Source organism: Streptomyces sp. NBC_00019 (assembly GCF_045041015.1).
In the GTDB taxonomy this organism is placed as follows: Bacteria; Actinomycetota; Actinomycetes; order Streptomycetales; family Streptomycetaceae; genus Streptomyces.
The window spans coordinates 3,493,877-3,506,142 of record NZ_CP108302.1; the positions used below are offsets into that span (position 1 = coordinate 3,493,877).

Sequence of the window (12,266 nt, forward strand, 5' to 3'; positions counted from 1 at the left end):
CTGCGATGCGACAAGCGAATGTCTAGCATGGACCCCATGCCGTCTCCGCATGAGTCGCTCGATCTCTCCACCGTCTGGCTGCGCGCCTTCCTGGAAGTCGCCCACCGGGGCTCCTTCACGGTCGCCGCGCGGACCCTCGGCTGGACCCAGTCCGCGGTGTCCCGTCAGATCTCCTCGCTGGAGTCGGCGCTGGGCGGGGCCCCGCTCTTCGACCGGCTGCCGCGGGGCGTACGGCTCACCGAGGCGGGCCGGGTCCTGGTGCCGCACGCGGAGGCCGTCGTCGAGGCGCTGCACGGTGCCGGGCGCGAGCTGGCGGCGTTGCGCGAAGTGGCGGGCGGACGGCTGCGATTCGGGGCGTTCGCCACGGCCGACGCGGCGCTGGTGCCCCGTGCGCTCGGTGCCTTCCGCGACCGTCATCCGCGCGTCCGGGTCTCCCGCGAGGAGGGGTTCACCCCCGGGCTCCTGGACCGGCTCGCCGCCGGGCATCTGGACCTGGCGGTGGTGTCCACGACGGGCGGCGCACCGCTGGAGCCGTACGTCCTCCACCACCTCCTCGACGAGTCCCTGTATGTCGCCGTCCCGGCCGCGCATCCGCTGGCGGACGGCGGTCCGGTCCGCCTCGGCCGGCTCGCCGACGCCGACTGGATCTCCGGCAGCGCCCGCCCGGAGGGCACGCTGCTGGACGCGGCCCTGCGCCAGGGCTTCCGGCCGCGCGTCGCACACGTCGTCGCCGAGTGGACCGCCAAGCAGGGCTACGTCGCCGCGGGCCTCGGCGTGACGCTGGTCCCGGCGCTGGCGGCGGAGTCGGTACGGTCGGACGTCGCCCTGCTGCCGGTACTGGACGAGGGGGCGCCGGCGCGGGCGGTGTACGCGGCGACGGCACGGGGACGGGTGCCGGCGCCCGCGGTGGAGGCGTTCGTGGGGGCCCTGCGGGAGGCCGCCGGGCGTATCCCGGGTTAGGTACGGATACTCAGGTGGTCGCCCTCCTGTTCGACAAGGATGATCGACATGAAGGCGAAGAACACCGTCGCGGTACTGGCGCTTCTTCCGGTCGACTTCCTTGTCGTGGCCTACGGATGGTGGGCCGCCGGCTGGGCCGGATGGGCGGCGAGCTGGAACGAGGAGCCGTACGAGCCGCCGATGGCGGAACTGGGCACGGCGTGCGCGGTGGTGGCGGCCATCGGCGTCGCGCTGCTGCTCGCCCGGCTGTGGGGAGCGGCCGCCTTCCAGGTGATCCCCGTGCTCGCGCTGATGGCGCTCATGAGCCCCTCCTGATCCACCGCGTCACACCCCATGGCGTAGACCACTTCCGTCACGCATACTGCCGCCGTCGGCACCACCACGCTCCCCACGGCGACGGAAGGCTGAACTCCCTTGAATTCCCTACGCGTTCGAGTCGGTGTGATCGGGTTCGCCCTGATGGCCGGACTCGCGATACCCCAGGCCGCCGAGGCGGCTCGCACCGCCACCGTCGAGGAACTGCGGCTCGACAAGGCCGTGCCGCAGGAGATACTGCGGCGCTCCGGATTCGACTCCGTGGCGCCGGAGTTCGCGCGGGAGCTCGGCTCGGCGCGCACCTATGCGCAGGCCCGCCGGATCGTCGTACGCGAAGGATCCGCGCTGTGGAAGCGGGCCGTCGACCGGGTGCAGGGGCGGGGGCCGGCCGGGGGTGATCTGAGCCGGGACGACGACCGGCCGTTGTACTGGGCGCGGCTGGGGATGACGCGGCAGGTGCGGACCTGGGAGCCGGGGTTCGGGCTGGGCGACGGGCAACGGGCCGCGCTGCTCGGCGAGTTGGAGCGGACCTCGCGGGGGCAGACCGCCATCCGGTATCCGTCCGGGAAGGGGATCAAGCGGATCCTCGTCACCGGGTTCGATCCGTTCACGCTGGACCGGGACATCCGGATCTCCAATCCGTCCGGGGCGACCGCGCTCGCGCTCGACGGCACGGTGGTCGAGACGGCACAGGGGCCGGCGCGGGTGGAGACGGCCGTGTTCCCCGTGCGCTGGCGGGACTTCGCGGAGGGGACGGTGGAGCGGACGTTGCGGCCGTATCTGAAGAAGGTCGACCTCTTCACCACGGTCAGCCAGGGGCGGGTCGGGCGGTTCGACATCGAGCGGACCAACGGGGCCTGGCGGGGCGGGTTCCCGGACAACGAGAACCTCTCCCGGACGGAGACCGTCCCCGTCACCGATCCGGCCTCGCAGCCGCAGTGGACGACGACGACCTTGCCGTACAAGGCGATCGTGGCGGCGAGCACCGGGCGCTTCCCCGTGTACGACAACACGAGCGTGACCGAGATCCCGGCGGGCGGGACGGAACCCGTCGTACGGGCCGACGGGCCGACGGAGGGGTCGACGGCCCGGGCCGGGGGCGGCGGTGACTACCTGTCGAACGAGATCGCCTACCGGGCGACGCTGTTGCGCGACCGGTCGGGGCTGCACGACGAGCTGCCCGGCGGCCATGTGCACACGCCCGTGCTGCAGTTCGCCACCGGTAACACCACCGAGGTCACCGACCCCGAGTTCGTGCGGAACCGGCTGGACATCATCGCCCAGGTGCGGTCGATCGTGACCGTGGCGGTCAGTGAGACGGGGCGAACGCGAGGCTGACGCCGAGGCCGGCGAGGATGGAGCCGGTCATCTGGTCGAGGATGCCCCCTGTGCTCACGCCGGGGTGGACGCGCCTCGGTTGCGGGCGAGGACAGAGAATCCAATCCGATGGCAACCATCCAGAACGCACTGTCACCTACCCAACAGGCAGACGAACGCACGTACGTGCAGTCACCGGAGAGGGTGATCACGACGGGAGAGGGGGGCAAGCGTGTGCATCTCGCACGTACGGTCGTCCTGCAAGTGCTGAGTGACCGGGATGCGGGTAGGGAGTCAAGGCGTGGTGGCGAGGGCCGAGGGGACGGAGCACGCCCGGTTCACGTTCCGGCTTCGTCTGTCTTCGACCGCGCGCACGTCGCTGTGGGCGGAGTGGGACCGGTGCCGGTGGCTGTGGAACGAGTGCGTGGCCAAGTCCAAGCAAGTTCACGCCTGGAACGAGAACCGTCCCGAGGGTACTGACAAGCGCACCTGCGGTCCGGCGCAGCTGGACCTGATGCTGACCGCCGCCCGAGCGTCCACTCCGTGGCTGTGTGAGGGCTCCAGTGTCCCGCAGCAGCAACTCATTCGAGACTTCGGCAAGTCCCGGGCCAAGGCTCAGAAGGACATCAAGAACCAGCTGCCGCAGCCGCAGCGGGCCGGAATGCCGCGTTACAAGAAGAAGCGCGAAGCGTGCCCGACACTGAATTACACCCGGCGCGGATTCAGGCTCAAGAACGGGCGGCTGCATCTGGCAGGTGGCATCGTACTGACGGTGGTGTGGTCGCGGGACCTCCCGGCCGATCCGTCATCAGTGCGCGTGTATCAGGATGGCCTCGGGCACTGGTATGCCAGTTTCGTCGTCCCCGCTGAAGTCCAGCCGTTGCCCGCGACCGGCCGCGTGATCGGCGTCGACTGGGGTGTAACGGAGACCGCCACCACCACATCTGACGCCCATGATCTCCCCTGTGCTCAGCACGGGCGGAAGGCACAAGGGAAGCTGTCCCGGTACGACCGGATGATGGCCCGCCGTCAATCGAGGAAGGGACAGCCTGCCTCCCGGGGGTACCGGGAGGCGAAGAGGCTGCGGGCAATGACCTACGAGAAGATCGCACGCCAACGGCGGGACGCTGGGCGCAAGTGGGCAAAGTCCGTCGTCCGCGACCACGATGCGATCGCCGTCGAGGACTTCAAGCCGAAGTTCCTCGCCAGAACCACCATGGCCAGGAAGGCCGCCGACGCCGCCATCGGCGCCACCAAACGGGCCCTGATCGAGATGGCCCGCAAGCACGACAGGATCGTGCACCTGGTCCACCCCGCGCACACCACGATGGACTGCGCGCAGTGCGGAGCGAGAGCCAAGCACACACTGCCGCTGGGTATGCGCACCTACACCTGCACCGAGTGCGGAGTGTCGAGTCCTCGGGACAAGAATTCCGCACACGTGATGCTCCACCGGGCTGGTCTCAACCCGGCTGGTGTCGAGGGCGTAAGACCATCCGGGGCGCCGCGCCGGATGGCCGCCTGAGCCAGAAATCCCTTCCTGTCAGGAGGGGAGGATTCAACTTGTTGAGGATCTTCTGACCGCACAGCATCAAGGTGTCTGATAGTCGCTGGCACCCCTACGTGGCGACGGCGACTATCTCGGTCAAGAGGTGATCTCCTCCGTGTCGTTGTCATTGTCGTCGGAGTCCTCGCGGGTCTCCTCCCCGAGCAGTTCGCGGGCCATCAGAGTGGCGCCCGCGACCGCGCCCGGCATCAGGAACACCGCGACGAACGGCACCAGGAACGCCACGGCGAGGGGGGTGCCGAAGCCCCAGATCAGGGTCTTGCGGGAGCGGAACAGGGCGAGCCGGTCGCGGAGTTCGACGCCGCGGCGCTGGAGGGCCACGGCGGCGAGTTCCTCGGTGAGGAAGAACCCGGTGACGAAGAAGCCGATCACCGGGACGACGGTCTGGCCGACGAACGGGATGAAGCCGAGGGCGAAGAGCAGGACCGCCCAGAGCAGGGCACGGACCAAGATCCGCAGGCTGTCGCGGCCCGAGATCCACAGCTCGCGCCACAGGGGGAGGCCGGACTCAGGGGCGGTGCCGTCCGGGGACACATCGCGGTCGACCTTCTCCGAGAGGCTCTCGTAGAAAGGCTGGCCGATCAGGAGCGTGACCGCGGTGAAGGTCAGGACCGCGAGGAGGAGGGCGAGGGCCCACAGCACGACGGTGAGGAAACCGCGGAAGAGGCCGAGCCAGGGGCTGGACCAGTCGTCGGCGAAGGGGGTGGCCCAGCCGATGAAGTCCTCGCCCCAGACCGCGAGCGAGACGAGCGCCGCCGCGTAGAGAACGAGGGTGATCAGACCCGGGATCAGCCCGAAGCCGTACTGCTTGCCGTGCCGGGCCACCCACCGCTGGCCCTTCAGCAGGTACTTGAAGCCCACCCCAAGATCGCGCATGGGGGAACTCTATCGGGCGCCGGGGATAGGGTTCCCGGTCGTGGACGCCGCTGAACTCGACCGACGTCCCCGGACCTCCGACGGGTGGATACCGGCCCGGATCGTCTCGCTGCTCATCGAACACGGGACACCCGCCGACGAACCCCGACGACCCGTGGTCCGCCGACCCGCCGTTCTGATCACCCCGGCACCACCGCCACCACAACCCCCCGCTCATCCGCCGGACTCACCGCCGCCTGCACCCGTACCGCCGCCGCCCGGGCCACCCGGCCCGCACGCGACGCCCCGGCCAGCAACACCGGCTGGAGCTGTTCGAGGCCCGTCACCAGCAGCTCCTCCCCGGCGATCAGCACCGGACGGGCCACCTTCGTGGTCGCCGCCGCCGCTTCGGTGAGGTCGGCGAGGGGCTGGAGGGAGGCGCGGACCACGCCCGCGCCGGCGGCGGCCGCGCGTTCCGCCAGGGCGAGCTGGAGCGGCATCAGCGGGGCCAGCGCCGCGGTCAACGCGTCGGCGATGCGGCGGAGTTCGGGGGAGGAGTCGCGGAGGATCTCCGCCGCCGTACGGATCACCGGGGTCAACACGAGCAGGGTGCCCGCCGCCAGTCCGGCCGCCGCGGGCAGCAGCGGGGACATCGCCTCCACGAGGTCGCCCAGCGCGGTCGCGAACTCCTCCACCGCCGGCTCCACCGCGTCCAGCACCGGCAGCAGGCTGTCGCCCAGCGCCGTCAGCAGGGCCTGGGCCGGTTCGCTGACCGGATGGACGGCCAGTGGAGCGCCGCTCGTGCCGAGCCGGGTCAGGGTGTCCACGATCCGGTAGAACGCCTCCTGTGCCTGCGGCGACGCGCTCGCCTCCGCCAGCTCCGCCGTCGTCTCGCGCAGGACCCGCAGCACCTCCTGGCCCGAACCGTCCCTGGGGTCGAAGGTGTTGATCGCGATCTTCGTGATGTTCCCGGCCGTGTCCAGGAGTTGGCCGGTGATGTCGCTGGTGCTGCGCGCCATGCGCAGTACGTCTTCCCTGCTGGGGAGAGGGGGGATCGGTGCCATGAGGAGCTCTCCTCGCGTCGCCTGACAAGCCGCCGTCGCCGGGTCCATCACCGGGTCCGTCGCCGGGTGTCCCGAGCTCAGCATGCCCCGTCCGGACCCCTCGCGATGCGCCATCCGGGGCATCCGTGACACGAACTCCCTCTTGTTCCGGTTGAGTCGAACAGGTACATGTCGCCGTACCGATCTCAGGAAGCTCCCGGAGGAGGTACGACGCGTGCGCACCACCAGAACCGCACCCGCGAGACCCGTACTGATCGCCGCCCTCGCCCTCACCACGGCAGGCTCACTGCTGCTCACCCCGCATACGGCCGGCGCGGAACCCGCGCCGCCCGTCACCCGGGACGAGGCCCCACTCGACCAGCGGGCCGCACAGGCCCCCGCGAGCGCCGCCAAAAGGGCCCTCGCCGACGAACAGGCGACCGGTGGCGCGATCCGCGGCTACCCCCGCGAGCAGATCCTCTCCCCCGACCCGGAGAACCCCGCCGACAAGTCCATCAGGCTCGGCCTCACCCCGTACCACGCGATCGCCCCGAAGCTGAACGCCGTCCAGGCCCTCGGCGACCGCGTCAGCGTCGAGGTCGCCGGACGGTCGGCCGGCGGACACCGGCTCTACCTCGTGACCGTCACCGCGCCCGAGACGGTCCGCCAGGCCCGCGCCCAGGAGCGGATACGCGAGCTCATCGAGAACTCCCCCGCGCAGGCCGCCAAGTCGCCCGAGATCAAGGCCGGTTACAAGGCTCCCGTCTTCTTCAACAACAACATCCACGGCAACGAGTGGGAGGGCACCGACGCCTCCCTGAAGCTCATCGAGCAGCTCGCCACCGCCACGGACGCCAGGACCCGGGACCTTCTCGCCCACTCCCGGCTCTACTTCAACATCACGGCCAACCCGGACGGCCGTATCGCCGGCACCCGCGCCAACGCCAACGGCTTCGACATGAACCGGGACTTCGTCACCGCCTCGCAGCCCGAGGTGCGGGCGATGCGGCAGATCGAGATCGACAAGCAGCCCGCCGTCATGCTCGACCTGCACGGCTACGTCAACGGCACCCTCATCGAGCCCACCACTCCCCCGCACGGCGAGAACTACGAGTACGACCTCTTCCTGAAGAACACCTACGCCAACGCCCTCGGCATGGAGGCCGCCGTCAACGGCCTCGGCTACACGCCCGCGAAGGACGGGGTGCAGCCCGCGCAGATCCCCTTCCGGGACCAGGAGGAGGGCTGGGACGACTGGCCGCCGATCTTCACCCCGCAGTACGCGGCCTTCCACGGCACGGTCGCCGCGCACACCGTCGAGATCCCGTTGCAGGTGAACAACGCGGCCTACGACAACCTGCCGGTGGAGGAGCTGCGGCGCCGTTCGGCCGTCAACGTGGACGTCGCCGGTGCCGCCATCCGCGCCACGCTCGACTTCGTCCGGGCCCACCGCACCGCGCTGGTGAACGACCAGATCGAGGTCTTCCGCCGCGGGGCCACGGGCGCCGCGCAGATCCCCGTCTCCTCCGAGACGGTCCCCGGAGTCCCCGGCATCGGCCCCGAGGACGTCTACACGACCACCTTCCCGCGCGCCTACGTCCTGCCCGGCGGCACGAAGGCCACCGCCACCGCCCGGCTCGTCGACCACCTCCTCGCCAACGACGTCCACGTCACCCGCGCGAGCCACGCCTTCCGGCTCGGCGGAAAGACGTACGCCAAGGGCTCGTACGTCGTCGACATGCACCAGCCCAAGCGGGGCCTGGCCAATGTGCTGCTCGCCGACGGACGGGACATCAGCGACAAGGTCTCGGTGATGTACGACATCTCGGGCTGGAGCCTGGGCCGGCTGTGGGGCGCCACGGTGGTGCCGGTGACGACCGGGGCCCTCAAGGGCCTGCCGCTGCGGTCGATCAGCGAGGCCACGGCCGTCGGCCACATCGCCCCGCGCGGCGCCCTGCGGCTGCGCCTGGACGACCCGCAGGCGATCTCCGCCGTCAACTCCCTTCTCCAGCAAGGTGTTCCGGTACGGCGGACAGCCGACGGCGGCAGCGCGATCGTCCCGGCGTCGGCGCGGCAGAAGGCGGCCGAACTGGCCCGGACGTACGACGTGGCCTTCGACGCGACGACCCTCACCGGCACCCGGGCACTGCACCGCACCCGGGTCGCCGCCGCCGTGACCCCCGGCGAGCTCTTCGCGCTGCGCGAGATGAACTTCGAGGTCACCCCGGTCTCGACGGCCGTCGCCAACGCGGGCTTCGACTGGTCGTCGGCGGACGTCCTGTTCGTGTCCACAGGGCTGGAGTACGGCGATCTCACCACGTCCGCCCGCACGGCCCTGGACGCCTTCCTCGACGCCGGTCACGGTCTCGTCGGGCGCGGCGTCACCGGAGCCGAACTCGCCACCGCCACCGGCCTGCTGGCCGCGAAGCCGGTCGAGGGCAACGGGGACGCCAACGGTGTGGTGCGGGTGGTGAACTCGGGGCCGGTGACCGCCGGCGCTCCCGGGCACGGTTTCGTGTACGCGCCCGTCTGGTTCACCGACCTCGGCCCACAGGTCCGCGTGGAGCAGTCGTACGCGACCGGAAACCCCCTCGTCTCCGGGCACTGGCGCCCGTCGGCGGACGGCAGCGGCGGACCCTTGGCCGCAGCCGGACAGCCCTCGGTCGTCAGCGGTCCGCAGTCGGTCCTCTTCGGCACCGAGCCCCTCTTCCGGGATCATCCGAAGGGGGAATTCCCGCAGGTCGCAGGGGCGTTGTTCCGCATGGCCAGCGCCGGCTAGCGGTGTAGATCAGTCAAGGAGAGCGGATGACACAGGAGATACACGGCACCGTCGCCGACGGCTTCGAGGCGGTGCGCGAGGAGTTCGCCGCGTTCGTGGCCGGTGAACGCCCCGACTACGAGGGCCAGTTGTGCGCGTACGTCCACGGCCGCAGGGTCGTGGACCTGTGGACGGGCGACGGCAACGACGCCGACTCCCTCCACGCCGTGTTCTCGTCGACGAAGGGTGCCGCGCATCTCGTGGCCGCTCTCCTCGTCCAGGACGGCACGCTCGAACTGGACCGCAAGGTGACGTACTACTGGCCGGAGTTCGCGGCCGAGGGCAAGGGCGCGCTGACCCTGCGCGAGCTGATCACGCACCGGGCCGGGCTGGTCGGTCTCGACGTCGGGTTCACCCGGGACGAGCTGGCCGACGACCGGGCGATCGCCGAACGCCTCGCCGACCAGCGGCCGTTCTGGCGCCCGGGCACGGCCTTCGGCTACCACGCCCTGGTGATCGGCGCCCTCACCGGCGAGGTCGTACGCCGGGCGACGGGCCGTTCGATCCAGGAGCTGTGGGAGGAGCGGATCCGGGCCCCGTACGGCCTGGACTTCCATCTGGGCCTGCCCGCGGCCCTGGAACCGCGGTACCGCTCCGCGCAGCCGATGATCCCGACCCCCGTCCAGCAGGCCGAGATCGATGCCACCCCCACCGGCCCGCACACCCTGGCGTCGATCGCGTTCAACGCACACGTGCCGGACCCGGGCGACCTGCTGGAGTACATCAACTCCCGTACCGTGCGCGCCAAGGGCCCGGCATCGGCGGGCGGGGTGGCGGCCGCGCGCGGGCTCGCCGGAATGTACGCGGCGGCGATCAGCGAGATGGGCGACCGGCCACCACTCCTCAAGCCGGACACGATCGCCGAGGTCGGCCAGATCCACTCCACCGGCTACGACCTGGTGGTCCGCCAGCACCGCTCCTTCGGCCTGGGCTTCCAGGCGATCGCCGACAGCCGCCACCCGTTCCTGGGCGCCGGCACCTTCGGACACAGCGGCGCGGGCGGCTCCCAGGCCTTCGCCGACCCGTGGAGCGGCCTCGCCTACGGCTACACCCGGCGCCGGCTCGCCTTCCCGGGCGGGGCGGCACCGGAGAACGACCGGCTGGTGAAGGCGGTACACCGCGCGGCGCTGGCGAGCTGATCGACGGCAACCTCGAAGGCCGCACCCCACGTCCAGGGGTGCGGCCTCCGTCGTACGCAACGAACGAATCAGACCAGCGTCACGCTGATGTTGCCGCGGGTCGCCTTCGAGTACGGGCAGACCTGGTGGGCCTTGTCGAGGAGGTCCCTGGCGGTCTCGGCGTCGACGTTCGGGATCCGGGCCGAGATCTCGACGATGATCCCGAAGCCGTCGTCGTTCTTGCCGATGCCGACCTTCGCGGTGACCGTCGAGCCGGAGATGTCGGCCTTCTCCAGGCGGGCGACGACGCCGAGGGCGCCCTGGAAGCAGGCGCTGTAACCGGCGGCGAACAGCTGCTCCGGGTTGGTGCCCTCGCCGCTGCCGCCCATCTCCTTGGGCGGGTTCACGACGACGTCGAGCCTGCCGTCCTCGGTGGCCACCCGGCCGTCGCGACCGTTCTCGGCGGTGGCGACGGCGGTGTAGAGGACGTCGGTCTGCTGGATGGTCATGCGGTGTCTTCCTCCTAGGTCCGCCGCGCTCGCGCCCACGATCGACGACGGGTTTCGGAAAGAAGTTACCGCATGCCGGAAACCGACAGAAGATGTCAGACCTTGACGATCATCTTCCCGGTGTTGTCGCCGCGCAGGACGCCGAGGAAGGCCTCCAGGTTGTTCTCGATGCCCTCGACGACGGTCTCGCGGTACTTCAGCGCGCCCGAGGCGACCCAGGGGCCGACCTCCTGGACGAACTGGGACTGGAGGTCGTAGTGGTCGCTGACCAGGAAGCCCTCGATGCGGCCGCGGGTCGCGATGAGGCGGGCGAGGTTCTTCGGGCCGGGGACGGGCTCGGTGCTGTTGTAGACGGAGATCATGCCGCAGACGGCGATGCGCCCGCCCTCGTTGAGGGAGCCGATGGCGGCCTCCAGGTGGTCACCGCCGACGTTGTCGAAGTAGACGTCGACGCCGTCGGGGGCGGCGGCGCGCAGCTGCTCGCCGACCGAGCCGTTCTTGTAGTTGAAGGCGGCGTCGAAGCCGTACTCCTCGACGAGGAGCTTGACCTTCTCGTCGGAGCCGGCCGAGCCGATGACGCGCGAGGCGCCCTTGAGCTTGGCGATCTGACCGACCTGGCTGCCGACGGCACCGGCCGCGCCGGACACGAAGACGCTGTCGCCCTCCTTGAAGACGGCGGTACGCAGGAGGCCGGCGTAGGCGGTGAGGCCGGTCATGCCGAGGACGCCGAGGTACGTCGACAGGGGCGCGGCCTCCGGGTCGACCTTCACGGCCTGCGCGGCGTCGAACGTGGCGTACTCGCGCCAGCCGCCGAAGTGCAGGACGTGGTCGCCGACGGCTATGCCCTCCGCCTCGGAGGCGACGACCTCGCCGACCGCGCCGCCCTGCATCGCCTTGCCGAGCTCGAAGGGGGCGACGTAGGACTTCGCGGCGCTCATGCGGCCGCGCATGTACGGGTCGACGGACAGGTACTTGTTCCGCACGAGGACCTGTCCCTCGGCGGGCTGCCGGATCTCCGCCTCGACCAGGGCGAAGTCCTCGGGCTTGGGCCAGCCGACGGGGCGGGAGAGGAGGTGCCACTCGCGGTTGATCATGACGGAACCTTTCAGATTTACTTCAGTACCTGAAACAACCATGCTCCTGAATATTTCATGTTGTCAAGTAATGGGGGTACGCTTGAGCCATGGCCACACCACAGAAGACCGCTCGCCCCGATGCGCTGACCCTTGAGGTCGTCGAGCTGATCGGGGACGTCGTGGCCCGTTTCTACGCGGATTTCGAGGATGCGGCGGCGGAGCACGCGCTGACCGGGGCGCAGGCTCGGCTGGTGAGTCTGCTGTCGCTGGAGCCGTTGCCGATGCGGAAGCTGGCGCACAAGTTGCGGTGCGAGCCGTCCAATGTCACCGGGATCGTGGATCGGCTGGAGTCGCGGGGGCTGGTGGAGCGGCGGCCGGATCCTGCGGATCGGCGGGTCAAGCTGGCGGCGGTGACGGAGGAAGGGCGGGCGGTGGCTCGCAGCCTTCGGGAGTCGCTGCGGTTCGCCCGGGAGCCGTTGGCGGGGTTGTCCGATGCGGAGCGGACGGTTTTCCGGGATCTGCTGCGGCGGATGCTGGGGGCTTGAGGCGGGGGGTGCACGCCGGGCTTTTCTCGCCCCCGCCGCCCCTACCCGTTCCCATCCCCAGGGGCTGCCGCCCCTTCGACCCCGCCCCAGGGGGCTCCGCCCCCTGGACCCCCATCGGTCCCGAAGGGCCTCGTCCTCAAACG

At 70.6% G+C, this 12,266-nt stretch carries 11 protein-coding genes; 7 read left to right on the forward strand and 4 right to left on the reverse strand.

Annotation, left to right across the window (positions count from 1 at the left end; genetic code table 11):
- The first annotated feature begins 27 nt into the window (after positions 1–27).
- The 4 genes from OHU89_RS16675 to OHU89_RS16690 all read left to right on the forward strand — a co-directional run bounded on the left by OHU89_RS16675 (position 28) and on the right by OHU89_RS16690 (position 4,117).
- On the forward strand, positions 28–960 hold the full coding sequence (locus tag OHU89_RS16675) for a LysR family transcriptional regulator (RefSeq protein ID WP_405643701.1): 933 nt from the start codon (positions 28–30) through the stop codon (positions 958–960).
- A gap of 48 nt (positions 961–1,008) precedes the next feature.
- Positions 1,009–1,275: a hypothetical protein gene (locus OHU89_RS16680; protein ID WP_405643703.1), complete on the forward strand. Its 267-nt coding sequence runs from the start codon at positions 1,009–1,011 to the stop codon at positions 1,273–1,275.
- A 99-nt stretch (positions 1,276–1,374) separates the two neighbouring features.
- A complete protein-coding gene (locus OHU89_RS16685; protein ID WP_405643706.1) occupies positions 1,375–2,613 on the forward strand; it encodes a pyroglutamyl peptidase in 1,239 nt (412 codons plus the stop codon).
- 259 nt (positions 2,614–2,872) lie between these two features.
- The gene (locus OHU89_RS16690) at positions 2,873–4,117 is read left to right on the forward strand and encodes an RNA-guided endonuclease InsQ/TnpB family protein (protein ID WP_405643709.1); all 1,245 of its coding nucleotides are present in this window, start codon (positions 2,873–2,875) and stop codon (positions 4,115–4,117) included.
- Between the two features lie 120 nt (positions 4,118–4,237).
- On the opposite strand, the gene OHU89_RS16695 is transcribed toward OHU89_RS16690, so the two are convergent.
- Both OHU89_RS16695 and OHU89_RS16700 read right to left on the reverse strand, forming a co-directional pair.
- Positions 4,238–5,035, reverse strand: a complete 798-nt coding sequence (locus OHU89_RS16695) for an EI24 domain-containing protein (RefSeq protein WP_405643712.1) — start codon at positions 5,033–5,035, stop codon at positions 4,238–4,240.
- Positions 5,036–5,214: 179 nt separating this feature from the next.
- Positions 5,215–6,078 carry a hypothetical protein gene (locus OHU89_RS16700; protein WP_405643714.1) on the reverse strand — a complete coding sequence of 288 codons (864 nt, stop codon included), beginning with the start codon at positions 6,076–6,078 and terminating at the stop codon, positions 5,215–5,217.
- Positions 6,079–6,292: 214 nt separating this feature from the next.
- Between OHU89_RS16700 and OHU89_RS16705 the strand changes: the two genes are divergently transcribed.
- Both OHU89_RS16705 and OHU89_RS16710 read left to right on the forward strand, forming a co-directional pair.
- A complete protein-coding gene (locus tag OHU89_RS16705) occupies positions 6,293–8,836 on the forward strand; it encodes a M14 family zinc carboxypeptidase (protein ID WP_405643717.1) in 2,544 nt (847 codons plus the stop codon).
- Positions 8,837–8,862: 26 nt separating this feature from the next.
- Positions 8,863–10,014: a serine hydrolase domain-containing protein gene (locus tag OHU89_RS16710; RefSeq protein WP_405643720.1), complete on the forward strand. Its 1,152-nt coding sequence runs from the start codon at positions 8,863–8,865 to the stop codon at positions 10,012–10,014.
- Between the two features lie 68 nt (positions 10,015–10,082).
- Here OHU89_RS16710 and OHU89_RS16715 read toward each other — a convergent pair whose 3' ends face one another.
- Positions 10,083–10,502, reverse strand: a complete 420-nt coding sequence (locus tag OHU89_RS16715) for an organic hydroperoxide resistance protein (RefSeq protein ID WP_405643722.1) — start codon at positions 10,500–10,502, stop codon at positions 10,083–10,085.
- 95 nt (positions 10,503–10,597) lie between these two features.
- Positions 10,598–11,596, reverse strand: a complete 999-nt coding sequence (locus OHU89_RS16720) for an NADP-dependent oxidoreductase (RefSeq protein ID WP_405643724.1) — start codon at positions 11,594–11,596, stop codon at positions 10,598–10,600.
- A gap of 89 nt (positions 11,597–11,685) precedes the next feature.
- Here OHU89_RS16720 and OHU89_RS16725 point away from each other — a divergent pair, with 89 nt between their 5' ends.
- Entirely contained in the window at positions 11,686–12,123 is a 438-nt protein-coding gene (locus OHU89_RS16725) for a MarR family winged helix-turn-helix transcriptional regulator (RefSeq protein WP_266892975.1), read from the forward strand.
- The last annotated feature ends 143 nt before the right edge of the window (positions 12,124–12,266 follow it).

What these genes read in the sequence shown, in the direction of transcription:
- OHU89_RS16675 (WP_405643701.1), top strand. Translation starts at nt 28, where the DNA reads ATGGACCCCATGCCGTCTCCGCATGAGTCGCTCGATCTCTCCACCGTC.
- OHU89_RS16680 (WP_405643703.1), top strand. Translation starts at nt 1,009, where the DNA reads ATGAAGGCGAAGAACACCGTCGCGGTACTGGCGCTTCTTCCGGTCGAC.
- OHU89_RS16690 (WP_405643709.1), top strand. Translation starts at nt 2,873, where the DNA reads ATGCGGGTAGGGAGTCAAGGCGTGGTGGCGAGGGCCGAGGGGACGGAG.
- OHU89_RS16695 (WP_405643712.1), bottom strand. Translation starts at nt 5,035, where the DNA reads ATGCGCGATCTTGGGGTGGGCTTCAAGTACCTGCTGAAGGGCCAGCGG.
- OHU89_RS16700 (WP_405643714.1), bottom strand. Translation starts at nt 6,078, where the DNA reads ATGGCACCGATCCCCCCTCTCCCCAGCAGGGAAGACGTACTGCGCATG.
- OHU89_RS16710 (WP_405643720.1), top strand. Translation starts at nt 8,863, where the DNA reads ATGACACAGGAGATACACGGCACCGTCGCCGACGGCTTCGAGGCGGTG.
- OHU89_RS16715 (WP_405643722.1), bottom strand. Translation starts at nt 10,502, where the DNA reads ATGACCATCCAGCAGACCGACGTCCTCTACACCGCCGTCGCCACCGCC.
- OHU89_RS16720 (WP_405643724.1), bottom strand. Translation starts at nt 11,596, where the DNA reads ATGATCAACCGCGAGTGGCACCTCCTCTCCCGCCCCGTCGGCTGGCCC.
- OHU89_RS16725 (WP_266892975.1), top strand. Translation starts at nt 11,686, where the DNA reads ATGGCCACACCACAGAAGACCGCTCGCCCCGATGCGCTGACCCTTGAG.